This is a genomic window from Paraburkholderia lacunae, assembly GCF_003353175.1.
In the GTDB taxonomy this organism is placed as follows: Bacteria; Pseudomonadota; Gammaproteobacteria; order Burkholderiales; family Burkholderiaceae; genus Paraburkholderia; species Paraburkholderia lacunae.
The window spans coordinates 86,121-110,500 of the sequence record NZ_QHKS01000007.1; the positions used below are offsets into that span (position 1 = coordinate 86,121).

25 protein-coding genes are annotated in these 24,380 nt (G+C 63.2%); 5 read left to right on the forward strand and 20 right to left on the reverse strand.

Annotated elements, in window-relative coordinates; translation table 11 throughout:
• Nucleotides 1-25 precede the first annotated feature (25 nt).
• On the reverse strand, nucleotides 26-937 hold the full coding sequence (locus DLM46_RS12210; RefSeq protein WP_115101243.1) for an NAD(P)-dependent oxidoreductase: 912 nt from the start codon (nucleotides 935-937) through the stop codon (nucleotides 26-28).
• A 172-nt stretch (nucleotides 938-1,109) separates the two neighbouring features.
• Here DLM46_RS12210 and DLM46_RS12215 point away from each other — a divergent pair, with 172 nt between their 5' ends.
• On the forward strand, nucleotides 1,110-1,316 hold the full coding sequence (locus DLM46_RS12215) for a dodecin (protein WP_115101031.1): 207 nt from the start codon (nucleotides 1,110-1,112) through the stop codon (nucleotides 1,314-1,316).
• A 192-nt stretch (nucleotides 1,317-1,508) separates the two neighbouring features.
• Here the strand turns inward: DLM46_RS12215 and DLM46_RS12220 are convergent, their stop codons facing one another.
• From DLM46_RS12220 to DLM46_RS12235, 4 genes are all read right to left on the reverse strand, one after another.
• Nucleotides 1,509-2,603 (reverse strand): BMP family ABC transporter substrate-binding protein, encoded by a 1,095-nt coding sequence (locus tag DLM46_RS12220; protein WP_115101032.1) that lies wholly within the window; start codon nucleotides 2,601-2,603, stop codon nucleotides 1,509-1,511.
• An 82-nt stretch (nucleotides 2,604-2,685) separates the two neighbouring features.
• The gene (locus DLM46_RS12225) at nucleotides 2,686-3,615 is read right to left on the reverse strand and encodes an ABC transporter permease (protein ID WP_115101033.1); all 930 of its coding nucleotides are present in this window, start codon (nucleotides 3,613-3,615) and stop codon (nucleotides 2,686-2,688) included.
• 30 nt (nucleotides 3,616-3,645) lie between these two features.
• Complete coding sequence (locus DLM46_RS12230) at nucleotides 3,646-4,752, reverse strand: ABC transporter permease (protein WP_115101034.1); 1,107 nt, start codon at nucleotides 4,750-4,752, stop codon at nucleotides 3,646-3,648.
• 43 nt (nucleotides 4,753-4,795) lie between these two features.
• Nucleotides 4,796-6,397, reverse strand: a complete 1,602-nt coding sequence (locus DLM46_RS12235) for an ABC transporter ATP-binding protein (protein ID WP_115101035.1) — start codon at nucleotides 6,395-6,397, stop codon at nucleotides 4,796-4,798.
• A gap of 251 nt (nucleotides 6,398-6,648) precedes the next feature.
• Between DLM46_RS12235 and DLM46_RS12240 the strand changes: the two genes are divergently transcribed.
• Nucleotides 6,649-7,581, forward strand: coding sequence for a LysR substrate-binding domain-containing protein (locus DLM46_RS12240; protein ID WP_006051768.1), 933 nt, complete (start codon nucleotides 6,649-6,651; stop codon nucleotides 7,579-7,581).
• Nucleotides 7,582-7,654: 73 nt separating this feature from the next.
• Here the strand turns inward: DLM46_RS12240 and DLM46_RS12245 are convergent, their stop codons facing one another.
• Complete coding sequence (locus DLM46_RS12245; RefSeq protein WP_115101036.1) at nucleotides 7,655-9,061, reverse strand: 8-oxoguanine deaminase; 1,407 nt, start codon at nucleotides 9,059-9,061, stop codon at nucleotides 7,655-7,657.
• Between the two features lie 541 nt (nucleotides 9,062-9,602).
• Between DLM46_RS12245 and uraH the strand changes: the two genes are divergently transcribed.
• From uraH to DLM46_RS12255, 3 genes are all read left to right on the forward strand, one after another.
• Nucleotides 9,603-9,956, forward strand: a complete 354-nt coding sequence (gene uraH, locus DLM46_RS12250; RefSeq protein WP_115101037.1) for a hydroxyisourate hydrolase — start codon at nucleotides 9,603-9,605, stop codon at nucleotides 9,954-9,956.
• A 76-nt stretch (nucleotides 9,957-10,032) separates the two neighbouring features.
• Complete coding sequence (locus DLM46_RS40910) at nucleotides 10,033-10,167, forward strand: hypothetical protein (protein WP_279635184.1); 135 nt, start codon at nucleotides 10,033-10,035, stop codon at nucleotides 10,165-10,167.
• Between the two features lie 143 nt (nucleotides 10,168-10,310).
• Nucleotides 10,311-11,504: a urate hydroxylase PuuD gene (locus tag DLM46_RS12255; protein ID WP_115101038.1), complete on the forward strand. Its 1,194-nt coding sequence runs from the start codon at nucleotides 10,311-10,313 to the stop codon at nucleotides 11,502-11,504.
• Between the two features lie 487 nt (nucleotides 11,505-11,991).
• Here the strand turns inward: DLM46_RS12255 and DLM46_RS12265 are convergent, their stop codons facing one another.
• The 14 genes from DLM46_RS12265 to DLM46_RS12330 all read right to left on the reverse strand — a co-directional run bounded on the left by DLM46_RS12265 (nucleotide 11,992) and on the right by DLM46_RS12330 (nucleotide 24,376).
• Nucleotides 11,992-12,504: an ureidoglycolate lyase gene (locus tag DLM46_RS12265; protein ID WP_115101039.1), complete on the reverse strand. Its 513-nt coding sequence runs from the start codon at nucleotides 12,502-12,504 to the stop codon at nucleotides 11,992-11,994.
• Nucleotides 12,501-13,514 carry an allantoicase gene (alc, locus tag DLM46_RS12270; protein ID WP_115101040.1) on the reverse strand — a complete coding sequence of 338 codons (1,014 nt, stop codon included), beginning with the start codon at nucleotides 13,512-13,514 and terminating at the stop codon, nucleotides 12,501-12,503. Before alc ends, DLM46_RS12265 begins: the two co-directional genes overlap by 4 nt.
• Before the next feature lie 96 nt (nucleotides 13,515-13,610).
• Nucleotides 13,611-14,132: a 2-oxo-4-hydroxy-4-carboxy-5-ureidoimidazoline decarboxylase gene (uraD, locus tag DLM46_RS12275; RefSeq protein ID WP_115101041.1), complete on the reverse strand. Its 522-nt coding sequence runs from the start codon at nucleotides 14,130-14,132 to the stop codon at nucleotides 13,611-13,613.
• Nucleotides 14,129-15,079 (reverse strand): allantoinase PuuE, encoded by a 951-nt coding sequence (gene puuE, locus DLM46_RS12280; RefSeq protein WP_115101042.1) that lies wholly within the window; start codon nucleotides 15,077-15,079, stop codon nucleotides 14,129-14,131. Before puuE ends, uraD begins: the two co-directional genes overlap by 4 nt.
• Nucleotides 15,080-15,331: 252 nt before the next feature.
• The gene (locus tag DLM46_RS12285) at nucleotides 15,332-16,186 is read right to left on the reverse strand and encodes an aspartate/glutamate racemase family protein (protein ID WP_115101043.1); all 855 of its coding nucleotides are present in this window, start codon (nucleotides 16,184-16,186) and stop codon (nucleotides 15,332-15,334) included.
• Between the two features lie 24 nt (nucleotides 16,187-16,210).
• Nucleotides 16,211-17,692 (reverse strand): NCS1 family nucleobase:cation symporter-1, encoded by a 1,482-nt coding sequence (locus tag DLM46_RS12290; RefSeq protein WP_115101044.1) that lies wholly within the window; start codon nucleotides 17,690-17,692, stop codon nucleotides 16,211-16,213.
• A 342-nt stretch (nucleotides 17,693-18,034) separates the two neighbouring features.
• Nucleotides 18,035-18,763, reverse strand: a complete 729-nt coding sequence (locus DLM46_RS12295) for a GntR family transcriptional regulator (RefSeq protein WP_115101045.1) — start codon at nucleotides 18,761-18,763, stop codon at nucleotides 18,035-18,037.
• Nucleotides 18,764-19,071: 308 nt separating this feature from the next.
• Nucleotides 19,072-19,998 carry a muramoyltetrapeptide carboxypeptidase gene (gene ldcA / locus DLM46_RS12300; RefSeq protein ID WP_115101046.1) on the reverse strand — a complete coding sequence of 309 codons (927 nt, stop codon included), beginning with the start codon at nucleotides 19,996-19,998 and terminating at the stop codon, nucleotides 19,072-19,074.
• Nucleotides 19,999-20,026: 28 nt separating this feature from the next.
• A complete protein-coding gene (gene tadA / locus DLM46_RS12305) occupies nucleotides 20,027-20,566 on the reverse strand; it encodes a tRNA adenosine(34) deaminase TadA (RefSeq protein WP_244306164.1) in 540 nt (179 codons plus the stop codon).
• 164 nt (nucleotides 20,567-20,730) lie between these two features.
• Entirely contained in the window at nucleotides 20,731-21,132 is a 402-nt protein-coding gene (locus DLM46_RS12310; protein ID WP_115101048.1) for a DnaJ family domain-containing protein, read from the reverse strand.
• A 128-nt stretch (nucleotides 21,133-21,260) separates the two neighbouring features.
• Entirely contained in the window at nucleotides 21,261-21,860 is a 600-nt protein-coding gene (locus DLM46_RS12315; RefSeq protein WP_115101049.1) for a 2'-5' RNA ligase family protein, read from the reverse strand.
• 512 nt (nucleotides 21,861-22,372) lie between these two features.
• Nucleotides 22,373-22,636 (reverse strand): hypothetical protein, encoded by a 264-nt coding sequence (locus tag DLM46_RS12320; RefSeq protein WP_115101050.1) that lies wholly within the window; start codon nucleotides 22,634-22,636, stop codon nucleotides 22,373-22,375.
• Between the two features lie 411 nt (nucleotides 22,637-23,047).
• The gene (locus tag DLM46_RS12325) at nucleotides 23,048-23,896 is read right to left on the reverse strand and encodes a sterol desaturase family protein (protein ID WP_115101051.1); all 849 of its coding nucleotides are present in this window, start codon (nucleotides 23,894-23,896) and stop codon (nucleotides 23,048-23,050) included.
• A 102-nt stretch (nucleotides 23,897-23,998) separates the two neighbouring features.
• Nucleotides 23,999-24,376, reverse strand: coding sequence for a GtrA family protein (locus tag DLM46_RS12330; RefSeq protein ID WP_115101052.1), 378 nt, complete (start codon nucleotides 24,374-24,376; stop codon nucleotides 23,999-24,001).
• Between the last annotated feature and the right edge of the window lie 4 nt (nucleotides 24,377-24,380).

The following is a 24,380-nucleotide window of genomic DNA, read 5'->3' on the forward strand; positions in this document are numbered from 1 at the left end:
GCGAAAAACCGGATATTTTAGCAGGTTATCGCGAATTCGACCCGCGCGGCGTCTGCAAAACGTCGATGAAGGCCGACAGATCGGCCTCGGCGAGGCCCATTGCCGCGCCCAGGCGCAGCAACTGCTGAACCGTCGAAGACACCGGCATCGGCGTGCCGGTTTCGTAAGCGGTGGCGGCCACCGTGTCGATATCCTTCTGGAACGTGCGGAGCGCGCCGATCGGCGCAAGGCCGCTTTGCGTCATGCGCGGCACGAAAATCTGCAGCAGCACCGAATCGGCCCAGCCGCCGGCGAGACCCTCGGTCAGCTTGGCGGCGTCGATGCCGCTGCGTTGCGCGAGGCTCACCGCTTCGGCGATCGCGGCCAGCGTCGCGGTAACGATGGTCTGATTGCAGAGTTTGGCGGTCTGGCCCGCGCCGGTCTCGCCCATATGCGTGACGCGGGCCGCGTACGCGCCGAGCAGCGGCCGGACGGCCTCGACATCCGCCGCGGCGCCGCCCGCCATGACCGCCAGCGTGCCCGCCACAGCGCCCGCGACGCCGCCCGACACCGGCGCATCGATCCAGCCGACGCCCGCCGCGCCGTCACCGCCTGCCCCAAGCGCCGCCGCGCGCTGGGCGAACGCGCGCGTTGCCGCGGGCGGAATGCTGGAGTGATCGACGATCCAGCGCACCCGGCCCGGTGCGCCGGCGCTGAGCAGTCCGGCTTCACCGAACACGGTTTCTTCGACCGCCGCCGCATCCGCGACGCACAACAACACCGCTTCGCAGCGTGCGGCCAGATCACGCGGCGTATCGACCACCCGCGCGCCGTCCGCCAGCAGCGCGTCCGCTTTGGCCCGGGTGCGATTCCAGACGTGCACGGCATGCCCCGCGCGCAGCAGATGCCGGATCATCGGCGCACCCATCAAACCGGGACCGCAAAAACCAAGTTCCACGTTCAAGCCTCGTCAGTGTCAGGTTGAGTCTGCGCGGACATGATAACGGCCGCGCCGGCCGTCGGCATACCGGACACCCGATGTGCGGGATGACTCGCGCACGCGGGGGACGTCGGTCGAGTTCCATTGCCTATACTTTTTGCACACCAACGAAGATCAAAGGAGGAAGTTCATGTCAGACCACGTCTATAAACAAATCGAGCTGACCGGTTCATCGACCAAGTCGATCGACGACGCCATCAGCACCGCGATCTCCAAAGCGTCGAAGACGTTGCGCAATTTGCACTGGTTCGAGGTGACGGAAACGCGGGGCCAGATCGAGGACGACAAAGTCGCCTACTGGCAGGTGACGATCAAGGTCGGTTTGCGCATCGAATAAGCAGCGCGCGATCCCTCTGAACGAATGTCAAAGCAGAATCCGAAGCGAAAAAAAGCTGCGTCCGTACTGGACGCAGCTCCTTGAAGCAGCGGTCGCTGACACCGCCGCCTGGTCGATCGCGACCCGCTCAAGCGCGACCCGGTCGATCACGACCCGGTCGATCGCGACCCGGTCATTCCTGCCGAAGCAACATTACTTCGGCAGCGAACCGTCCACGCCTTCCACATACCAGTTCAGACGCTGCAATTCCGGATCCGTCAGCGTCTTGCCGGCCGGCACCTTCACCGCGCCCGCCTGGTCCTTGATCGGCCCGGTGAACACGTCCCACTTGCCGCCCGCCAGTTCATCGCGTTTCGCCGCCACCTGCTTTTGCGCGTCGACCGGAATCGCCGACGTGTTCAGGTCCTCGAGATTGACGGCCTTTTGCGGAATGCCCCACCACACCGGATCGTTCTTCCACTTGGCGTCCAGCACCTGCTGGATGGCCGCGTTGTAGTACACGCCCCAGTGCGCGACCACCGACCCGAGGTGCGCGTCAGGACCGAACTTCTTCATGTCCGAATCCCAGCCGAACGCATGCACGTGCTTTTCCGATGCGGTCGCGAGCGTGGCGCTCGAATCGGTGTTTTGCAGCAGCACGTCGGCGCCCTGCCCGATCAGCGTTTCAGCAGCCTGCTTCTCCTTGCCCGGATCGAACCAGCTGTTGATCCAGATGACCTTGGTGTGCACCTTCGGATTCACCGAACGCGCGCCGAGCGTGTACGCGTTGATGTTGCGGATCACTTCGGGAATCGGCACCGAGGCGACGAAGCCGAGCGTGTTGGTCTTCGTCACGTAGCCCGCGGCGACGCCGGCCAGATACGCGCCCTGATACATGCGCACATCATAGGTGCCGAAATTCGGCGCCTTCTTGTAGCCGGTTGCGTGCAGGAACACCGTGTCAGGGAAGTCCTTCGCGACCTTCAGTTCGAAATCCTGATAGCCGAAGCTCGAACCGATGATGATCTTGTTGCCCTTGTTCGCCAGATCGCGGAACACGCGTTCGGAGTCGGCCGATTCCGGCACGTTCTCGATACGCGTGATCTTGACCTTTCCGCCGAACTTCGCTTCCGCTTCCTTCGAACCCTGGTCGTGCGCGAAGGTCCAGCCTGCATCGCCCGGGTTGCCGAGGTAGACGAACGCGACGCCGGGCGCGTCGGCGGCCTGCGCGGTTTGCGCGAGCGGCGCGGCGAGCGCCAGCGAGGCCGCGCCCCATGCAAAGGCGGTCAGCAGATTTCTTCTCTTCATGTTTTCTCCTGTCGTGTCGAACGAATGCGTGTTTATCAACTGATGTGAAACGTGTGGCGGCCGGTCGCGAGGGACGACCGCGTCAGCCGGCCGAGAAAAACGGCTTGCCGAGCGATGCGGGTGCATTCAGGCGGATCGTGTTCGGATTGCGCGAAATCAGCACCAGCACGACGACGGTCGCGATGTACGGCAGCATCGCAAGAAACTGGGTCGGCACCGGGACGCCGATTGCCTGCGCATAGAACTGCAAGCCGGTCACCGCGCCGAACAGCAGCGCGCCGATCAGGAGCCGCCCGGGGCGCCACGTCGCGAACACGACCAGCGCGAGCGCAATCCAGCCGCGGCCCGAAGTGAGCTGTTCCTGCCACAGGTGCAGGTTGACGATCGAGTAATAACCGCCCGCGAGCCCGGCCATGCCGCCGCCGAAGGCCACCGCGCCGTAGCGCACGCCGACCACCGGAAAACCGACCGAGTGGGCGACTTGCGGCGATTCGCCGACCGAGCGCAGCACGAGCCCGGCGCGCGTGCGGTACAGGAACCAGCCGATCACCGCGAACATCAGGAACGCGAGGTAATCGAGCGGCGTGAGGCTGAAGAGTGCGGGCCCGAGCACGGGAATCTTCGAGAGACCGGGAATGGTCCAGGTGTCGATCGTCGCGCGCACGGCCGCCGACGTGTACGGCTTGCCGACATAAGCCGACAGCCCGATGCCGAAGATCGTCAGCGAAAGACCGGTGGCGACCTGGTTGGCGAGCATCGTGAGCGTGAGGAACGCGAACAGCAGCGACATCGCGAGCCCGGCGCCGATCGCGGCGACCACGCCGAGCCACGGGTTGCCGGTAATCGCGGTCACCGCGTAGCCGGTGACCGCGCCCATCAGCATCATCCCTTCGACGCCGAGATTGAGCACGCCCGACTTCTCGGCGACGAGTTCGCCCGCGCCCGCGAACATCAGCGGGATCGCGGCGGAGACGGCGCTCGAGGTGAGCGCGCTGGCTTGTTGAATATCCATGGAGATCCGGCGGGAAAATCAGTGAGCTAATTAGTGAACTTGTGCTGCCAGCGAACGGCGGCGCACGCGGTAGTTCACGAACAGGTCGGCGCCCAGCAGGCAGAACAGCAGCAGCCCCTGGAATACGCCGGAGAGCGCCTGCGGCAATTGCATCGAGGTCTGCACCGCTTCGCCGCCGAGATAGAGCAGCGCCATCAGCAGGCTCGCGAGCACGATGCCGACCGGATGCAGCCGTCCGACGAACACGACGATGATCGCGGTGAAGCCATAGCCCGGCGACCATGTCGCCTGCAACTGGCCGATCGGGCCGGCGATCTCGCCCATGCCGGCGAGGCCCGCCAGAGCGCCGCTGATCAGCAGCGACGTCCAGATGGTTTTCTTGTCGGAGAAACCGGCGTAGCGCGCGGCGAGCGGCGCCAGACCGCCGACGTTCATCCGGTAACCCGCAAAGCTCTTGCCCATGAACAGCCACACGAGCGGAATGGCGATCAGCGTGACGAGCACCGACGCGTTCAGACGCGTGCCGCGCAGCCATTTCCAGTGCCAGTCGCCGAAGAAAGTCGGGTACAGCGCGTCGCCGCTGAACATCTCCGAGAGCGGGAAGTTCATGCCCTGCGGATCGCGCCACGGGCCGCTCACCAGATAGATGAGCAACTGGGTTGCCACATACGTGAGCATCAGGCTGACGAGAATCTCGTTGGTGTTGAAGCGGCTCTTCAACAGCGCAGGAATCGCCGCCCACACCATCCCGCCGAATACGCCGGCGATCATCATGGTTGGCAGAATCCACCAGCCGGTGGCCTGATCGAAATAGATCGCGACGCCGCTCGCGGCAATGCCGCCAAGCAGCATCTGCCCTTCGGCGCCGATGTTCCAGACGTTCGCGCGATAGCCGATCGCGAGGCCGAGACCGATCAGACACAGCGGCGAGGCCTTGAGCAGCAACTCGGACCAGCCATTCACGCTCGCGAGCGGCTCGATGAAAAACGCATGCATCGCTTGCAGCGGATCGCGGCCGACGAGGCTGAAAATCAGAAAGCCGATCACGAGCGTGAGCAACGCGGCGATCAGCGGTACGGCAAGCTGCATCGTGCGCGAGGGCGTCGTGCGGGCTTCGAGTCGATACGGAAGAATCATGGGTAGCGTGTCGTTATGTGGGTTGCTGGCGTTGCAGAACGGCTCACGCGTGGGCCGTCTGTTCCGCCGAAGGCGCCGCATCCTCGCGGCCGCCGAACAGGCCCGCCATCCAGCGGCCGATTTCCTCGGCGTTGGTCGCGCCGGTCGCACGCACCGGCGAGAGTCTGCCACGCGCGAGCACCGCGATGCGATCGCAGATGTCGAACAATTCTTCGAGCTCCTCGGAAATCACCAGGATCGCCACGCCGCGCGCGGACAAATCGAGCAGCTGCTGCCGGATGAAGGCCGCCGCGCCGACGTCGACGCCCCAGGTCGGCTGTGCGACCACCAGCACCTTGGGCGCCTGCAAAATCTCGCGCCCCACGATGTATTTCTGCAAGTTGCCGCCGGAGAGACTTTGCGCCAGCGCTTCCGAGCCGCCGCAGCGCACGTCGAAGGCCTCGATGCAACGCTTCGCGAACGCGCGCATGGCGCCTGCCCTGATCCAGCCGGAACTCACCATCTGCTGACGATGCGCGGTCAGCAACGCGTTTTCCGACAGGGTCATGGCCGGCACTGCGCCGCGGCCGAGACGTTCTTCCGGCACGAAGCCGAAACCGAGTGCGCGCCGGCCGCCCGCGCCCATGCGCCCCGCCGGCTTGCCGCAAATGGCGATCGCATCGGCGCGCACGCCGCGCTTCTCGCCCGAAAGCGCCGCCAGCAGTTCAGCCTGCCCATTGCCCGACACGCCCGCGATGCCGAATATCTCGCCGGCATGCACGCCGAACGACACGTTATCGAGCGAGGTCCCGAACGGATCGTCGCTTTCCACCGAGAGTTGCTTCACGTCGAGCAGCACGTCGCCCGGCTGATGCTCGCGCCGCGTGTAATCGGGCAGCGAATGGCCGACCATCAACTGCGCGAGCGACGCGTGCGTTTCCTCTTTCGGCTTCACGTGACCGGTTACACGGCCGCCGCGCATCACCGTCGCTGTGTCGCACAACTCCTGGATCTCGTCGAGCTTGTGGCTGATGTAGAGGATGCTGCAACCTTCGGCGGCCAGCCGCCGCAGCGTCGCGAACAGCTTGCGCACCGCCTGCGGCGTAAGCACCGATGTCGGTTCGTCCATGATCAAGAGACGCGGGTTCTGCAACAGGCAGCGCACGATCTCGACGCGTTGCCGCTCGCCCACGGTCAAGCTGTGAACGTGACGTTGCGGATCGATGTCGAGGCCGTATTCGGCGGAGACTTCGCGGATGCGTTTAGCGAGCGTCTTCAGATCGAAGGGTTCGTCGAGTGCGAGCGCGATGTTTTCGCCGACCGTGAGCGTCTCGAACAGCGAAAAGTGCTGGAACACCATGCCGATGCCGAGCTTGCGCGCCGCCGCGGGACTGGCGATCTCGACCGCCTCGCCTTCCCAGCGGATCTCGCCGGCGTCGGGCCGCACCGCACCGTAGATGATCTTCATCAGCGTGCTTTTGCCGGCGCCGTTTTCGCCGAGCACGGCGTGGATTTCGCCCGGCGCGACGACCAACGTGACGTCGTCGTTGGCGCGCACGGCCGGGTACTGTTTGGTGATGCCCTCGAGCACCAGCCGGGGCGCCGCCTGTGCCGGCCTCGTTGCCGGCTGCGCGGCGGCGCCGTCGCTATAAGAAGAGTCGCTCATGTGATTCCGTAGTACGTCGGTGACTGCCGGTTCCAGCGCGTCCGCCCGCCCTCACGGCGAGCGATCCGTCACCACAACCGGGTGACAATACCTAATTCGACCCACTCAGTCGAGCCGCCAAAATTCCCCGCAAACCCGCGCCGTAGCGCGCTCTGCGGGTATCCCACTCTTGACGTGGTTTTGTGTTCATATTAAAAGTCATATAACCCCACGCCCATTCGATCAGCCAGCACATATATATCGGAGAAGTCATGAGTCAGCAACGCGAGGCGATCGATACCTACTTACTACGCGTCTTGCACACCCTGTTGATGGAACGCAGCGTCACGCGCGCGGCCGTCAAACTGAATCAATCGCAACCCGCGATCAGTGCGGCGCTGCGACGGTTGCGCGACATCACCGGCGACCCGCTGCTGGTGCGCGGCAAGTCCGGCATGGTGCCGACCGAATACGGCCTGCGCCTGCTCGAACCGGTGCAGAACGCGCTGCGCGAGATCGAGCGCATCAAGTTTCAGCAGCACAACTTCGATCCTGCCACCTCCATTCGCTGCTACCGGATCGGCTGCCCGGACTATCTGAACGTGCTCTTCGTGCCGACGGTGGTCGAACGCTTCCGTCAGGCCGCACCGAACGCGACGCTCGAGTTTCATTCGCTCGGGCCGGCGTTCGACTACGAACTCGCGCTCGAGGACGGCAAGCTCGACATCGTGGTCGGCAACTGGCCGGAGCCGCCGGAGCAATTGCACCTGTCCAACCTGTTCGTCGACCAGATCGTCTGCCTGATGAGCAACACGCATCCGTTCGCCAAGCGCGGCGGGCTGACGCTCGACCAGTACCTGAATGCTCCGCATCTTGCGCCTACTCCTTACTCGGTGGGCCAGCGCGGCGCGATCGACGTGCACCTCGCGCGCGAGCGGTTAAAGCGTCATGTGGTCGTTACGTTGCCGTACTTCAATCTGGCGCCGTACGTGCTGATCAAGTCCGATCTGATCTTCACGACGACACGCCTGTTTGCCGATTACTACGCCAAATTCCTGCCGCTGACCGTGGTCCCCGCACCGCTCGATTTCCCGCCGATGCAGTACTACCAGCTGTGGCACGAACGCGTGCATTACTCCGACGAAGTGCGCTGGCTGCGCAGTCTGGTTGCAGAAGCAACCAGGACCTTGATCGATAAGCCTTGAGCTTCTTTAGTGATCTATCGGCATCGCTCACGCGTTGCGGATGCCGATAGATTGCACGCCTCACGCTATTTCGTTACGCCGCTGCTTCGTAAAGTGTCCTCGCCAACCGGTTGTGCTGCTCGATGACCGGCCCGAGTTCCAGCGTCGTCAACTGCCCGTCTCTCACCACCACCTTGCCGCCGATCACGCTGTAGCTCACCTGCGACGGCGCGCAGAACACCAGCGCCGCCACCGGATCGTGCAAGGCGCCCGCGAACAGCGGCTGGCGCAGATCGAACGACACGAAGTCCGCCGCCATGCCCGGCGCCAACGCGCCGATATCGTCGCGATTCAACACTTTCGCGCCCCCCAGGGTCGCAATCTCCAAGGCCTCACGCGCGGTCATCGCATCCGGGCCGAAACCGACCCGCTGCAACAGCAGCGCCTGGCGCACTTCCGCGACCATTTGCGCACCGTCGTTCGAAGCCGAGCCATCCACACCGAGCCCGACCGGCACACCCGCGAGACGCATCCGCTTGACCGGCGCAATGCCCGATGCGAGCCGCATGTTCGAACACGGACAGTGCGCGACACCTGTTCCGGTACGGGCGAACAGTTCGATGCCTGGCTCGTCGAGCTGTACGCAGTGCGCATGCCACACATCGTGGCCGACCCAGCCGAGGTCTTGCGCATACTCGGCGGGCGTCATGCCGAACTTCTCGCGGCTGTACGCGATGTCGTTGACGTTCTCCGCGAGGTGCGTGTGCAGCGACACGCCGTAGTGGCGCGCCATCTTCGCCGATTCACGCATCAGATCGCGGCTCACCGAGAACGGCGAACACGGCGCCACCACCACGCGCAGCATCGCGTAACGTCCCTCGTCGTGATACGTCTCGATCAGACGCTGCGTGTCCTTCAGAATGTCCGCTTCACGCTCGACCACCGAATCCGGGGGGAGACCGCCGTCCTTCCGCCCCACGCTCATGCTGCCGCGGGCCGCATGAAAACGCATGCCGATCCGGCGCGCCGCGGCGATGCTGTCGTCGAGGCGGCTGCCGTTCGGATAGATATACAAATGGTCGCTCGAGGTCGTGCAACCGGACAGCAGCAGCTCGGCCATGGCCGTCAACGTCGAGACTTCGATCATCTCCGGCGTGAGGTTCGCCCACACCTTGTAGAGGCTGGTCAGCCAGCCGAACAGCTCGGCGTCCTGCGCGGCGGGAATCGCCCGCGTCAGGCTCTGATACATGTGGTGGTGCGTGTTCACCAGCCCCGGAATCACCAGATGCCCACGCATGTCCAGCACTTCGTCGGCCGTTTGCGGCAGTTGCGCCGTCGGTCCGACCGCGACGATCCGGTTGTCCTCGATATACAGTCCGCCGTCGCGCAGTTCGCGCCGGGCGCCGTCCATCGTGACCAGTACGTCCGCGTGCCTGACCAGCATCGTTTTCTTCGGCTTACCCGCTTCATGCGGCGCGCTCGCCGCCTGCTCCATCGTCATTCGTTTCTCCGCTTCGTTGCTTCCGTGCAAAGCCGTTCGAACGCGATGTGACGGCACGCCACCGTGCCGCCGCGTCCCGTCGAACGCCGTTGGCCCGGTTACCCAGCGTGTTCCGCCGTCTTCGGGGTCCCCCGAAGGGACTTCCTTCGGGGCGTGCGCCTCGCCTGAAACCTGCGTGCTGCGGCGCACAGACGTAACCTTCGACGGCCAAAATTACGCTGACAACTCATGCCGGTGCGATACCCGACTTCACGCTGCCGATATAGTGGGCCTTTTTTGGCGCCGGTAGGATCGAATCGCATTGCAATAGTCGAACGAATCGACTCGCTGCGGCTTTCAGCGGGCTGTCCGTCATGCGCCAGGTATTATCTTTCCTATCTCTCGCGCGCTGACGGGAACAACCTTTCTACAATGGATGCCACGGCGCTCGCTTCAATTCGCCGACGGGTATGTAGCCACTGACGTGGAGCCTCGATCCGCCGCAAACGTAACTGGATCGGGCTGCCGCCGAAACCTCGCATTCACATAAGGAAAATTGCGAATGGGAAAGCTCACTACCCACGTGCTCGACACCGCGAACGGCCGTCCCGGCGCGGGCATCAAGGTCGAACTCTTCGCGCTCGCGGGCGACACTCGCCGCGCGCTCAAAACCACCCTCACCAATGACGACGGCCGCTGCGATCAGCCGCTGCTCGAAGGCGACGCGCTGGTCGCGGGCGAATACGAACTGGTGTTCGCTGCCGGCGACTATTTCGCATCGATCGGTACGAAGGTGCCGGAGCCGCGCTTCGTCGATCGCGTCGTGCTGCGCTTCGGCATCGCCGATGCCGAAGCGCACTATCACGTGCCGCTGCTGGTGTCGCCGTGGTCGTACAGCACGTATCGGGGCAGCTAAGGGGTGAAGGCGAGTTTGAAGTCGTGCTGCATTTATTGTGCTGCATTTTTTGATCGCGCCCGATTGCATTGCGCAGATGAACGCCGATGCGCGCGCCCGCGCCCATCGGCATGAAGGCACCCGCGAAACGCAATCGAACGCCGGCGACTCGACCCGCAGTTCCAAAAAAAACGGCGCGCGCGAACTGAACGCACCGCGTCTTTCGCCCTGAAGGGGCGCAGCCCCGAAAGAAGTCCCCTTGGGGGCGCCGCGCAGTCTGCGCAACGACGCGATGCATGCCGATGACTCGTGGCCCGGGTCCCGGAAAGCAACTCCGTCATTGCGCGTACAACGAATCAGAAGTGGAGGAGTGTCATGGAAGGCTTTATCACCGACTGGCTGAATCTGGCGATTCGCTGGTTCCACGTCATCGCCGCGATTGCATGGATCGGCGAATCGTTCTATTTCGTCGCGCTGGACAACAGCCTGAAACCGCCGCAGGACCCGAACCAGCGCAAGCGCGGCGTGTTCGGCGAACTGTGGCACGTGCACGGCGGCGGCTTCTACAACATGCAGAAGTACACCGTCGCACCGCCGGAAATGCCGGAAGATCTGCATTGGTCGAAGTGGCCGTCGTACACCACGTGGCTGTCGGGCTTCGGTCTCTTCACCGTGCTGTATCTGTTCTCGCCCACGACTTACCTGATCGACAGGAACGTGCTCGACATGGGTCCGGTGGTCGCCGTCGCTTCGGCGCTCGGCTTTCTGGCCGCCGGCTGGATCGTCTACGACTCGCTGTGCCGCATTCTCGGCAACAAGGACAAGGTGCTCGGCATCTGCGTCGGCGCATATGTGCTGATCGCGGCATGGCTTGCGTGCCACATTTTCGCGGGCCGCGCGGCTTATCTGATCATGGGCGCCATGCTGGCCACGATCATGTCGGCGAACGTGTTCTTCGTGATCATTCCAGGCCAACGCAAGATGGTCGACGCGATGCTCAAGGGCGACACGCCGAACCCGATCTATGGCAAGCGCGGCAAGCAACGTTCGGTGCACAACACGTATTTCACGTTGCCGGTCGTGTTCGCGATGCTGTCGAACCACTATGCAATGACGTACACGCACCCGCACAACTGGGCCGTGCTCGTGATCATCATGCTGGCCGGCGCGCTGATCCGGCAGTTCTTCGTGATGCGTCACCGTGGCCAGGTGCTGTGGTACCTGCCGCTCGTGGGTATCGTGCTGATGTTCGCGGCCCTCTTCTGGACCATGCCGAAGCCGGTCGTGCCGCAAGCGCAAGCCGCGAATGCGCCGGTGGTCAAGGTGGCCGATATCGCACCCGTGCTGCAACAGCGTTGCGTGGCCTGCCACTCCGCCCATCCGACGATGATGGGCAGCGCCCCGGCCGGTGTGCTGCTGGATACGCCGGATGAGATTTCGCAGAACGCGCAGCGGATTTATCAGCAGGCTGTCACGTTGAAGGCGATGCCGCTGGGCAATGTCACCCACATGACCGACGACGAGCGGATGAAGATCGCTGCGTGGTTCCAGGGCGGTGCGGCGAAGTAATGAGCGAACTGGGCCGGGCCTCGTGCCTGGCCTGGCCAAACATGAAGCGGGCTTTTCGCGCGAGCGGGAAGCCCGCTTTTTCTTTGCCGCCTGTACATGACCACCGTAGCCGACGTCATGGACACACTGAAGGCCGTAAGGCGCGCATGGAGTATTCACCCTGAATGACATGAGCGCGTCGCGCTTCGCGCGCTTGCCCGAAGCGGCGAGCGATGACCTCAAGGTCGCGGCGCATGGACATGGATGCAAGTTCGAGGACATTGTGGCTGAGCAACGCATGCCCGATTCGAACATCGAAACCAGCAGGCTGTTCCGCGCCCGAGCCGGCGGAACCTGCGCGCGAATTCATCGAGCACCCACCGCTTCTGGGCAAGCGCAACTGAAAGACGAAGTTGCGCCCATCGCAGCCCGTTAACTGAAAAAGCCCACAGCATGCACTGTGGGCTTCTTTACAACCAGACTCTTCAATGCGCTGACGCAACAAACCTCAAACCGTCACGGCGCTCAACGTATCTTCGGTGAGCCAGAGCGACTCGGTCAGATCCTGCTCATTGAGGTTAAGCCCGTCCCCGCCACGATCGACGACGATGAAGTCGCTCACGTTACCTAACGCGATCAGCGGATGGTGCCAAACGCCCTTCGCATAGTTGACGCCCTGCCAGCCGCTCGTCACGAACGCGCGAATCCGCTTCGGATCCAGTTCGCCCGCCGGCGCCACGACCACCAGATACGGCTTGTCGTTCAACGGCACGAACGCCTGGCTGCCGAGCGGATGACGCTCGAGCATCTTCACTTCGAACGGCAGCGTGCGCGGCTGCCCACGAAACAGATTCACGAGCGTGCGGCCGCTCTCGTCGCTCACGTCCACCTTCGCGAGGTCGTGATAACGGATCGTGGTGCCGAGGTTGATCGGAATCTGCTTCGCGCCTTCGAGTTCGATCACGTCGCCGAACGCGGCGAACGCTTCCTTCGTCAACGGTTCGATCGCCAGCGTTTTCATGATTCGAGCGTGCCCCACAGACGCAGACGCGACACGCCGCCGTCCGGAATGATGTTGAAGCGCACATGCGTCACCGGACCCAGTGCGGCGATTTCGCTCTCGAAGTAATGCTGCTTGTCCATTTGCAGCTTCTGTTCGCCGAGCAGCACCGGCCAGAACATCGCCTGCGTGATCAGCGAGCTATCCGTGCCGCCCGTCACATACGCGGCCTGGATCGAGCAGCGGTCCGGATAGTTGCCCTTGAAGTGAGCCGTATCCACTTCGATCTTCCTGATCACGCCCGGCTGCGCCAGCGCGACGATCGCCCAGTCGTTGCCCGGCTCGCGGCGGCGGCGCGTTTCCCAGCCGTCGCCCATGTTCACGCCCCGGCCCGGCATCAGGAGCGTCGACGCAGCGCCGAAGTGCTGGTTGTTCGCGGCGACCAGATACGCGCCGTTCTCCATTGCCGCCAGATCGAACTGCTCGGTGCGGCTCGCGCCCGCCCAGTCCACTTGCGGCTGACCATACACCCGCAGGCGCGCGATGCCGCCGTCCGGGTAGATGTTCACGCGCAGGTGCGTATACGCGTTCGCGTCGCTGACTTCGTGATAGTGGTGGCTGTTGCCTTGCAGCGTGGTCGACGGCACGATCTCGGTCCATTGCGTCGACGGGTTCGGCACGCCGTCCGCCACGCGTGCGGCCTCCACCGAAGCCGCCGGCGGGAAGTTACCCGTGAAGTGGCTGGTGTCGAGATCAAGCCCCTTGATCACGCCCGCACGCGCGAGCTTGACGACGCACCAGTCGTAGCCGGTGGCGCGCTTGCGGCGCGTTTCCCAGCCGTCCATCCATTTGCCGTTGTCGTCGTACTTGCCGGGAATGAAGACCGCCGGCTCCGGATTCAGCATGCGCTCCTTCGGCGCGAAGAAATCGTCGCTGGCCTCGAGCGCCTGTGCGCCCAGACGCGGGTCCGCGAGGTTCACATAGCGGCGCGTGAAGTCCGGTGCGTTGGGATCGAGAATCGGGAGTGCCATCTTTGTCTTCCTTGATGTGGTCAGTGCTGAAAAAACGTTTCGGTTCGAGGTCCGCGGCACGCTAGAAATGCACACTAGAAACGCGCGCTGAAAACCTTACGCGTCGATCAGGTCGTCGAGCCGGAAACGTGCGATGCGGTAGATCTGGTCGAGGCTGGCGCGCAATTCGTCAGCGCGGCTGTTGTTCACACGCGCCTCGAAGTTCGCGATGATGCCGTGGCGGTCGAAGCCGCGCACCGCGAGGATGAACGGGAAACCGAACTTTCCGCGATAGGCGCTGTTCAGCGCGACCAGCTTGTCGAATTCTTCCTGCGTGCATTGGGAGAGGCCCGCGCCGCTCTGCTCACGGGTCGACTCGGCCGTCAGCTCGCCGCGCACCGCAGCTTTGCCCGCGAGCTCCGGGTGGGCGTTGATCAAGGCGAGCTGCTTCTCTTCGCCCGCCGTTTCGACGATGTTCGACATCTTGCGATGCAACTCGTCGATGCTCGCAAAGGGCCTTTGACTCGCCGCGATTTCCGCGACCCACGGCGAGTGCTCGAAAATGCCCGACAGCGCCGCGACAAACGCGTCGGTCGAGGTGCTGTTGAGTTGATCAAGAGTGTATTGCATCGCCTTCATGCCGCTGCCTCGCGGTTGTTCTGCTGGTAAGGATGATGTTCGCGCCAGTGCCGCGCGATATCGACGCGCCGCGTCACCCACACGCGATCGTGCTGTTCGATATGGTCGAGGAAACGTTGCAGCGCGCGCAAACGCCCTGGGCGGCCGAGCAAGCGGCAGTGCATGCCGATCGACAGCATCTTGGGCGCTTCGTCGCCTTCCTGGTAGAGCACGTCGAATGCGTCGCGCAAATAGGTGAAGAAGTGATCCGCCGTATTGAAGCCTTGCGGACTCGCAAAGCGCATATCGTTGGTGTCGAGCGTGTACGGCACGATCAGTTGCGGCACTTTTGCACCGCCTGTCACTTCGACGTCCATCCAGAACGGCAGGTCGTCGCCGTAGTAATCCGAGTCGTAAAGGAAACCGCCGTATTCGGCGACCAGCCGATGGGTGTTGGGACTATCGCGGCCGGTGTACCAGCCGAGCGGCCGCTCGCCCGCGACACGCTCGATCGCTTCCATGCCGAGGCGCATGTGCTCCGCTTCTTTCTCCGGCGGCACGTCCTGATAGTGAATCCAGCGATAGCCGTGGCAGGCGATCTCATGACCGAGTTCGACGAAAGCGCGCGCGAGTTCCGGATGCCGTTCGATCGCCATGCCGACACCGAACACGGTGAGCGGCAAACCGCGCTTTTCGAATTCGCGCAGAATGCGCCACACGCCCGCGCGCGAGCCGTATTCGTAGATCGACTCCATGCTCATATGGCGGGCCGGATAGGCCGCCGCGCCGACGATCTCCGACAGGAACTGCTCCGAACCCGGATCGCCGTGCAGCACGCAGTTTTCACCGCCCTCTTCGTAGTTCAGGACGAATTGCACCGCCACGCGCGCTCGCCCGGGCCAGTTCGCCTGCACCGGGTAGCGGCCGTAGCCGATCAGATCGCGTGGATAGTTCGAGTCGAGTGGCATGATTTGACGAGATGCGTGGTGACGGTACGAAAAATTCGCGTGGAATTCACATGACATGCATATGAAGTTCGCTCGGGGTTTGCTCGGCATCGGCTTGTGATCCGAGCCGGCGCGGGCGGCAATAGCCCCCGGAACAGCACCAGAAAGCGCCGGAAAAGCAGCAGCAATAAGCGCTTCGGGCACCAGCGCCGAGTGGGATCAGTTTAGCGAAAACGCCCGGGTGCGCCCATACACCCGGGCAGATAGTGCGTGTCAGACGGAATGTATGTGCGGCGCCGCGTCTGTAGTGTTTACCCGCAGCGAATCGGCGTTGGTCGCTGCTTCTTGCGCATCGACCGCGAAACCGCGCTGGGGCAGCGGATTCGGAGCGGCATCGGTCGGACTGAAAGCTGCCAACGCGCCGTCGTAGCGCTTCGCCAGCGGCCGCGCATAGTCGCCGCGCTTGGCGGTCGACAGACGCAGCGCAACCAGCGCCTCGGTCCATTTGACAGCCGCCGTCACGCCCTCGATGACCGGTGCGCCCAATGCATCTTCGATCTCCGCGCACAACTCCGCCATGCCGGCGCAACCGAGCACGATCGCGTCCGAACCGTCTTCGTCCAGCGCGCGGCGGCATTCGTCGAGGATGATGCGGCGTGCCGCCGAGCCGGGTTTGTCGAGATCGAGCACGGCGACGTCGGTGGCGCGCACATTGCGGCAAAAGCGCTTCATGCCGTAGCGCTCGGCGAGATGCCATGCCATGCCGCAGGTGCGCGCCAGCGTCGTGACCACTGAAAAGCCCGGCGCCAGCACGCTTGCCGCGTGCATCGCCGCTTCGGCGATGCCGATGACCGGCCCGCGCGCCAGTTCGCGCGCGGCGTACAGTCCGGGATCGCCGAAGCAGGCGATCACGTAGCCGTCACAACCGTCGCGCTCGCCGGCGCTGATCTCGGCCAGCAAGCCAGGCGTCGCGAGAGCCTCGTCGTAGTAGCCTTCGATCGACGGCGGTCCCATCGTCGGATTCACCGCGATCACTTCGGTGCCTGGCGAGGCAACTTCGCGAGCGCAACGGCCCATTGCCTCGGTCATACGTTGCGTCGTATTCGGGTTGATCAGTTTGATGCGCATATCGACTCCTGTTGCGACGCCGGCTCAGCGAGCGAGTACGCGGTAGAACAGCGCGCCCAACGCGGCGCCGATGAACCACGAGAAATTTGCCAGCCCATCGAGCGTCGGCACCATCACGCAGACCACGGCGATGAGCGCGGCCGGCAGCAACGCAGCCACAGCCCGGTAGTTGACGCCGTTGCGGTACCAGTACGAGCCGGTTCGGGACACCGTATAGAGGTCGTCGAGCACGATCTTCTGGCGTTTCACCAGGTAGTAATCGACGATCAGGACGCCATACAAAGGTCCGATGAAGCTGCCGAGCACATCGAGCGTGTAGTGAATCACCGCCGGATTGTTGAACAGATTCCAGGGCGTGATGAAAATCGACGCCACCGCGGCGAGCATGCCGCCCGCGCGCCAGCTGATCAGGCGCGGCGCGACATTCGAGAAATCGAAGGCCGGCGACACGAAATTGGCGACAATGTTGATACCGATGGTCGCGATCGTGAAGGTCAGTGCGCCGAGAATCACCGCGGTCGGGTAATCGATACGGCCCACCGTTTCGACCGGATCCGTGATCAGCTGGCCGAACACCGGCAGCGTGGCCGCGGTCGTGACCACCGTCACCAGCGAGAAGGCCAGGAAGTTGACCGGCAGGCCCCAGAAGTTGCCGCGCTGAACGCTGCGAAAGCTCTTGCCGTAGCGCGAAAAGTCGCCGAAATTCAGCATCGGTCCGGAGAAGTACGACACCACCAGCGAGGTTGCCGTGATCATCACCGGCACCACTTCCATGCCGTGATATTTGACGCCGCCCAGGTTGATGCCGATGTTCCGCCATCCTGCGCGATACACCATATAGCCCGCGAGAATGAACATCACCACGTAGACCGCCGGACCGGCGAAGTCGATGAACTTCTTGATGGTCTCCATGCCGTGCCAGAACACCAGCGCCTGCAACACCCACAACAGCATGAAACCGGCCCAGCCGAGTGTCGATAGACCCATGAAGCCGTGGTGATGAACGTCCGCATACGGCAACAGTTGCGGGACGAACTTCAGCACCACGATAACCAGCGCGCTCGAAGCCAGATAGGTCTGAATCCCGTACCACGCCACCGCGATCAAGCCGCGAATCACTGCGGGAATATTCGCGCCGAGCACGCCGAAGGTCGCGCGGCAGGCAACCGGATAAGGCACGCCGTTCTGCTGACTCGGCCGGGCAATCAGATTGCACAGCACGTTGACGATCGTAATGCCGACCAGCAATGCGATCAGCACCTGCCAGCTCGTCAACCCGAGCGCGAACAGACTGCCCGCGAACACATAGCCGCCGACGCTGTGCACGTCCGACATCCAGAACGCGAAGATGTTGTAGGCGCCCCAGGTTTGATGGCGCAGCGGCGCCAGGTCTTCGTTGTAGAGCCTCTCGCTGTAACCCAACGGCAACGATGGGTCGCCGGTCGCGCTGTCGTCTTCATAAGTGGAAATTGCGGGACTGCCGGGCGCTGCACTGAACTGAGCCATGATTCCTCCTTTGGGATAGGGACCATCGATAGCGAATCGAAGGACGTTGCATCGGCTATGCCAGGCGCACCCTCCCATCCGGGTTGAACCGAACGGAATTTCAGTCGCCTGAATGGCCGCGCCGCGGATGTCTCCGTACTGAAGTACTTGTGCTTATCGCACCGCCAGCAGCCGCGGCCCCCTGACGATGTGTGACTACTCCCAGGCCACCGCCCGGCGACGGCCACGCGCACGCAAGCCGGCAGCGCTCGCGCCGAGCCGCCTTGCAACGCTTGATTCAGTTCAGTTCAGTTCAGTTCAGTGCGGCGCGCACCAGCAACGGGCGCACACCGGCCGCTTGCCTCAGCCTGGCGCGGACTTGCCTTTGTGTGCATCGTTACGTGCACCGAACACTTCATGCAGATCGGCCGCGCCGCGTGCCGGGCGGTCCAGCATCTTCAACTCGACGCTTTGCAGATGGCGCGACATCAAGGCCGCCGCCTCTTTCGCATCGCCGGCGTCGAGCGCGGCGAGAATGGCTTCGTGGTCCTCGAACGAGCACGGGCTGCGTCCGAGCGACTCGTACAGTGCGGAAATCAGCGTGGACCGCGCCACCAGGCCGTTCAGACAGTCGCACAGCACGGTGTTGCCGGTCAGCGCGGCCAACTCGGTGTGGAACTCCCCCGACAGACGAATCCATGCCGGAAAATCACGGGTTTCGAACGCTTTGCGTTCGCGGCCGATCATGCTGCCGATACTCTTCAAACGCCGCATGCCGTGCCCGCTGCAAAGCCGCTCCACCACCGCCAGTTCGATGATCCGGCGCATCTCGAACACCTCGTGCACCTCTTGCAGCGACGGACTCGCGACAAATGCACCACGGTTCGGCTCGAGGTCGACGAGGTGATCGGTGGCCAGTTGCGCAAGCGCCTGGCGGATCGGACCGCGCTTCACGCCAAATACTTCGCATAACTGGGCTTCTGTCAGCTTGGCGCCAGGAGCGAGCCGATGTTCGAGGATCGCGGCGCGGATGCGCTCGGCGATCGCCTCGGGTTTCGAACTATTCGCGCTGGCGGAATCGGTGTCGGACATGATGTTCGTCTCGCTATGTCGGTCATCTTAGGATGGACATAAAGATTGTCAACAATTTTTATCTTTATTTTCGACAATCATCATGACGGTGTTGGGCTTCAGCCTATCTGGTACGGGACTGAAGTCCGGTCTCGCTTCAATATCAGTTTAATTAAGGTGAGCGTGGGCTGTCTATTGATGGCGGTTTTTGTCAACAAAATGGATGGGCCTTCACTGTCTGCTCTGTCAGTGGTGACATCGAATAGCTGACCGTTAGTTGCATCTACAGCCCCAAAGAAAGCGGACAACCGCCCGCTTTCTTTGCCGCTTCAAACCAGGCAGGGATAGCCCGATAACGTCAGCTTGAATCCGTGTGCGCCGGCTACAAGGTGCGCGTCGGCGCCGACCGGCAGCGTCAGCATGTCCGGCGTATGCCCGAACTGCAGACCGGTGACGACCGGAATCCCGATCACCGAGCGCACCTGCTCGATCATCGCCTGCAGGTCATACCCGTTGTCGTAGTCGTATGAACTACCGCCGGAGAAATCGCCAAGCACGAGCGCCTGCTGCTGCGCGAGGATGCCGGAAAGATGCAACTGGTAAAGCATCCGCTCGAGCCGGTACGGCTGCTCATTGGTGTCCTCGAGGAACAGGATGCCGCCCTGCACCGGCGGCATGTACGGCGTGCCTATCAACGATGCCAGCACCGCCAGATTGCCGCCCCACAACATGCCGGAGACATCGGCAGATTGTGCTTGCGGCACATCGCTTGTCACCGTCATGGTCGGCTTCGTCAGCGCCGACCAGAAGTGCCGCATGGTGAATTCGCTCACATTTTCCGCGCCGAAATCGCTCATCAGCATGGGACCGCCGAAAGTCTTTACCCCGGCGCGCGCGAGCAACGCGAGCTGGATTGCGGTGAAATCGCTGTGCCCCACCAACGCGACCGGCTGATCGGTCAGCCGCCGCTGGAGTCCTGCATAGTCGAGTCCGTGCAGAATGCGTATCGCGCCGTAACCGCCGCGGACCGTCAGCACGATGTCGGGCAGTGCCCGCGAAGGATCGGCCAGCCGGTTCAACTCGGCCGCGCGCTCGCCGTCGGTACCGGCGAAACGCTGGTAGCGGCGCATCGCTGCCTCCACGCCGTTCACGCGATGCCCCTGCGCATGCAAGCGGTGCAATGCGCGATGCAGCACCTCCGTGTCATGCGGATAGCCGGACGGCGCGATCAGTTCGAAAGTGCGATGAACGGTCATGGGCAAGACCTGTTGAACGTTGTAGTTTCTAGAGCGGCTCAGCCGGTCCTGGTTCGGTGCGCGCCGCCTCGCGTGCTTCGCGGCTTGCGCGCCGCCGCTCGGCAAAGAATGCTTTGAGCGCGGCGCCGCATTCGCTTTCGAGCACGCCGCCCGTCACCGTGGTGTGATGATTCAACTGGGCATTTGCGAATGCATCGACGACGCTGCCGCACGCGCCCGTTTTCGGGTCGCGCGCACCGAAGACGACGCGAGCAATACGCGCATGCATGATCGCGCCGGCGCACATCAGACAGGGTTCGAGCGTCACATACAGCTCGCAGCCGGGCAGCCGGTAGTTCTCGACGGCTTGCGCGGCTGCGCGTATCGCGACCATTTCCGCATGCGCCGATGGGTCGTGCGCACCGATCGGATGGTTGAACCCTTTGGCAATGACTTCGTCGCCACGTACGAGCACCGCGCCGACCGGCACTTCGCCCGCCGCACGTGCTTCTTCTGCTGCGGCCTGGGCGAGCGCCATGAAGCGGCGATCGCGCTCGGAAATCAGTGCTGCAGGCGGTTCGTCCGGCAGTGAGGCATGAGTCGATGCGCCGACTGGTGGGTCATATGGCGCATAGGGCGCCGGTTCGACGGAACTGGCGCCAACGATTTCGGCTTGACACGCCGGCGACGCTGCGGCTTCACCCGGTTTGATAGAGTCCGCACGAGGCGTGGCGGAGCGGATAAGCGGGTCGCTCACTGCGATCCCGCTTCGGCCGTATTGAGGGTGCCGACGCGCTCCGTCAGCCGCGCGGCGATCCGCCGGCAGTATTCGCGCGGCAGGACCAGCGGGCCGCCGCGCAGCGATTCGAGCGCCATGTCGAGCGCCAGCATGCGAGCCTGCAGACGGCAACGGGCAACCTGGTCGCTGACCGCGTTCAGCTCCGCCTGCAAGTCGCGCAAAGCGCGCAACTGCTCGACGGCGGGCGGCACGAAGCCCGCATTCTTCAAAATCCGGTTGGCGACGCGCACTTCTTCCGGGACCAGTGCATCGTCGTCCTGGGGCAGCGGCGCGCCGGCGCCCGGTAAATCGTCGAGCTCACCGCGCGCGGCTGCGGCGGCAATACGCTGTTCGACTAACGCATCAAGCAATTTCATCTGCAGTCCACTACGTTGCGGCCCAAGCATTCTATCAGGGCGCGCATGCCCGTTCCGGCAGTCCCACCGACGAAACCCCCTGGTTTTCAGATTTTAGGTATTTGAGGGGCGCCCGGCGCGCGCGCCTCTCACTCGGCTGCCAACCGCCAGCGCGCCAGAGCGACATGCCGGGTGCGCCCGAGCAAGCTGTGGACCAGAACAAGCTCACGCACGTTCCAACTGACCGCTTCGACCGCACGGGTCGCCACCCACGGCATGCCGTAAGCCAGCGTCACGTGCGGCGTGTACGGCGCATTTGGCGAGGCTGTGCGATCCCCGAAGCCCACGTTGTCCAATGCCAGTTCAAGCGCGTCGTGAAGTGCTTGCAGTCCCGCGACGCCCTCACCTCCGGCCAACACCAATGGCCCCGGCCGCGGTTTCAACGCAAAACTGACCGCACGGTCGAACTCGACGCTAAAAGGCGCCATCCTGATCGACGCCGCTGCGTTCATCGCCGCCTCTACACGCGCGGGCGGCAAACCTCCCGCGAAGTTTCCGAGGTGAAGCAACGTGACGTGCAAACGGTTGGCCGCGAGCGGCTTGCTCTTTGAGCGCGTCTCGCCGCAGAGCTGTTGCGCCAGCTTCGAGATGCTGGCCGCCGTATTCGTGTCTGGAACGACGGCGAAGAACAGGCCGTCTGTCGGGATTGGCGGCGCCTCGAGCCCGGGCAACCAAAGCTGTTCAGGCATGGCGCGCCTGAGTGGGTGAAGCCGGCATGAGTTGAATCTCCGTTCAAACGTGCGCGCTTGCCCGCGCGCCAAGAAAAATTAATCGGCGGCGGCCGGATTCACGGTGCGCCTTCGCCGCGCCAGCCGGCCAGCCGATATTTGATTTGTAGGCCATCGATCGCCCCACGGCCGAACACTCGCCACAGAATCATTGCATGACGCCCCCGACCGGAATGCGCTTGCGCTTGCTGTCCGGCTACGCACGATACTGTACATTCATACAGTATCGGCGGCAATGTCGAAATGCTCAGAAAGATGGGAGTATTGGTTGCCGCCGCGAAGTACGGCGGGTTTCGTGCTCGACGAGCGGCATGCGCGAGGAGGACCCGGCCTGCAACAAGATCGGGGGCAGGAATCAGCGCGAGGCCGGCCCGGGCGCGAAACTCGACGTTATCTATACGCCCGTGGCAATACGAATGTCCCGCGATGCGCGGTTCGGATTCGTGGTGCTGGTATCCCGTAGCGAACTGTTGTCAGCCCGCGAGCGTGTCGTCCACTACCCGCTGCCCGGCGCTATATCCCGCCATGAGCGCCTCGGCTTGTGTCGCGAATGGTTGCTGGGTGGTCGACGAGAGGCGTATCGGCGCAACCAGCGGGTGAGTAGCGCCCGCCATTCTGATTTGCACAACGGCGACGAATCCCTGCGGGGCCAATAGCGTAACGCCGCCTGCAGTCTTCCACACTGGCTCGAGCTCCACGGCGACTTCAAAGCCTTTGTATCCGTAAATTCTTTTCATTGCCGACCTTGCCTGCCTGATTCAGCCCGTCCTGAAACTGCCCCCTACTGGAAAGTGTACATCCCGCTGGCAACGTGGCGGCGACGAGCATCTTCCACTACCTATCCTGTCCGGCATCCTCGACTGCCCAATTTTGTGACGGGACCACGACAGCAATAGTTTGCGCGATGCATCAGTACGCCAGCCCGCTATTTCCCGTAGTGACGCTGATGTTCATGCATAAGGACGCGGGGGTGTCGCGGGCACCGGTCTACAGGTTTCACCTAACCTGGCAGGTTGGAAAAGCTGGACCAGTGGGTGCTCAGGGCGCAATTGACTGCCAAGGAAGTCGGGGCTTTTGGGTCATGTGTAAACACCCCATGAAGGCACCGTGCACCCGATGAAGGCACCGTGGCGCGCTATCGCCGACCGTCACTCGGCCACGCGCGCCACCGCGGCGGCGGGGTCGCCGCCGGTGCGCCTGCGCAGCGGCCAGTACAGCGCGGCCAGCACTGACGCGGGCTCGGCGGCGTCGTCAAGCCCGGTTGGCGGCCACTCGTGCGGCGCCGGTGTCCACATCGTGCCGAACAGGCGATCCCACAACGGAAACATTTGCGTGAAGTTCTTATCGAAATGTTCGGCGCGGCGAGAGTGATGCAGCCGGTGATATTGCGGGTTGTTGACCCACGTAACGAAGCGACCGAGGTTGATGCGCAGGTTCATATGCGCAAAAAAGTTGACTGGCAAAAACACCAGGGTGGCGATGCCTGCGATCGACGGATCGACCCTGAACAGCACGCCGACCAACGGAAACATCAGGAAGCCCTTGAGTAGCGCTTCAAACCAGTAGTGGCGCGTGGTCAGAGTGACGTTGAACGATTCCGCGCTGTGATGCAACGAATGCATGCGCCACAGCAGCGGCCACGCATGTTGCAGGCGATGAAACAGATATTCGAGCAGGTCGATCGTGAGCACGAGCGCAAGAACCGATACGAACACGCCCCAGCCGTGGGCGGGCAACACGATCAGGCCGCCTCCCAGCAGGTTGACGATCCAGACCGAAGCGGCCGCGGTCAACGGCCGCGCGGCCTGACCCAAGGCCGTAGAGATAGCTGAGTATGCGAGGTTCAAACGGATGACCGCCCTGGACTGCAGATGCTGTACCGGCCGGCGCGCCTCGATCAACGCGCCTACGATGAACAGCGACAACACGATCTCATAGCGGAACCACCATTCGCATGCGAAGTGCCACAGCGCAGGAAGCGGATTGGACGCAAGCATGGATTTCCTCCATAGATATAAGGCCGGCTTCTTGCTCGGTCGTCAGTTATGCTGTTAGAACGTTCTCGATAGAGGATGCGACGACTCACAGATATCCACACCCTATCGATATGTCCAGCGACGGTGTGTGACAAAAGTGAGCGGAGTCACCGCGCAGACGACGATTGCAATCCCTATCCACGGACCCGCTCCGGCAACCTGCATGAGGTACGACACCAGTCCGGCCAAAGCCATACCGCCAAGCGAAACAACGATGAATCGCCAGACATTCCTGAGACGAAGCGAAGACGAAAAGCTCCAAAGCGTGTTCACCAGATATGACCAGCACGTCGCGCTGGCGAACGCCACCGTGTTCGCCAGCGTCGGCGAGGCGCCGGCGTGCGATATCAGCACGACGGCCACGATGATATGCAACGCTGTCGCCAGCAGTCCGCAGACACCGAAGCGGACCAGTCTTATCAACTCGGGGTGGGCTGTCATAGCC

Bases quoted from the DNA above. Each gene is read 5' to 3' on its own strand.
- DLM46_RS12215 (WP_115101031.1), top strand. From the start codon at position 1,110: ATGTCAGACCACGTCTATAAACAAATCGAGCTGACCGGTTCATCGACC.
- DLM46_RS12220 (WP_115101032.1), bottom strand. From the start codon at position 2,603: ATGAAGAGAAGAAATCTGCTGACCGCCTTTGCATGGGGCGCGGCCTCG.
- DLM46_RS12225 (WP_115101033.1), bottom strand. From the start codon at position 3,615: ATGGATATTCAACAAGCCAGCGCGCTCACCTCGAGCGCCGTCTCCGCC.
- DLM46_RS12230 (WP_115101034.1), bottom strand. From the start codon at position 4,752: ATGATTCTTCCGTATCGACTCGAAGCCCGCACGACGCCCTCGCGCACG.
- DLM46_RS12235 (WP_115101035.1), bottom strand. From the start codon at position 6,397: ATGAGCGACTCTTCTTATAGCGACGGCGCCGCCGCGCAGCCGGCAACG.
- DLM46_RS12240 (WP_006051768.1), top strand. From the start codon at position 6,649: ATGAGTCAGCAACGCGAGGCGATCGATACCTACTTACTACGCGTCTTG.
- DLM46_RS12245 (WP_115101036.1), bottom strand. From the start codon at position 9,061: ATGACGATGGAGCAGGCGGCGAGCGCGCCGCATGAAGCGGGTAAGCCG.
- uraH (WP_115101037.1), top strand. From the start codon at position 9,603: ATGGGAAAGCTCACTACCCACGTGCTCGACACCGCGAACGGCCGTCCC.
- DLM46_RS40910 (WP_279635184.1), top strand. From the start codon at position 10,033: ATGAACGCCGATGCGCGCGCCCGCGCCCATCGGCATGAAGGCACCCGC.
- DLM46_RS12255 (WP_115101038.1), top strand. From the start codon at position 10,311: ATGGAAGGCTTTATCACCGACTGGCTGAATCTGGCGATTCGCTGGTTC.
- DLM46_RS12265 (WP_115101039.1), bottom strand. From the start codon at position 12,504: ATGAAAACGCTGGCGATCGAACCGTTGACGAAGGAAGCGTTCGCCGCG.
- alc (WP_115101040.1), bottom strand. From the start codon at position 13,514: ATGGCACTCCCGATTCTCGATCCCAACGCACCGGACTTCACGCGCCGC.
- uraD (WP_115101041.1), bottom strand. From the start codon at position 14,132: ATGAAGGCGATGCAATACACTCTTGATCAACTCAACAGCACCTCGACC.
- puuE (WP_115101042.1), bottom strand. From the start codon at position 15,079: ATGCCACTCGACTCGAACTATCCACGCGATCTGATCGGCTACGGCCGC.
- DLM46_RS12285 (WP_115101043.1), bottom strand. From the start codon at position 16,186: ATGCGCATCAAACTGATCAACCCGAATACGACGCAACGTATGACCGAG.
- DLM46_RS12290 (WP_115101044.1), bottom strand. From the start codon at position 17,692: ATGGCTCAGTTCAGTGCAGCGCCCGGCAGTCCCGCAATTTCCACTTAT.
- DLM46_RS12295 (WP_115101045.1), bottom strand. From the start codon at position 18,763: ATGTCCGACACCGATTCCGCCAGCGCGAATAGTTCGAAACCCGAGGCG.
- ldcA (WP_115101046.1), bottom strand. From the start codon at position 19,998: ATGACCGTTCATCGCACTTTCGAACTGATCGCGCCGTCCGGCTATCCG.
- DLM46_RS12310 (WP_115101048.1), bottom strand. From the start codon at position 21,132: ATGAAATTGCTTGATGCGTTAGTCGAACAGCGTATTGCCGCCGCAGCC.
- DLM46_RS12315 (WP_115101049.1), bottom strand. From the start codon at position 21,860: ATGCCTGAACAGCTTTGGTTGCCCGGGCTCGAGGCGCCGCCAATCCCG.
- DLM46_RS12320 (WP_115101050.1), bottom strand. From the start codon at position 22,636: ATGAAAAGAATTTACGGATACAAAGGCTTTGAAGTCGCCGTGGAGCTC.
- DLM46_RS12325 (WP_115101051.1), bottom strand. From the start codon at position 23,896: ATGCTTGCGTCCAATCCGCTTCCTGCGCTGTGGCACTTCGCATGCGAA.
- DLM46_RS12330 (WP_115101052.1), bottom strand. From the start codon at position 24,376: ATGACAGCCCACCCCGAGTTGATAAGACTGGTCCGCTTCGGTGTCTGC.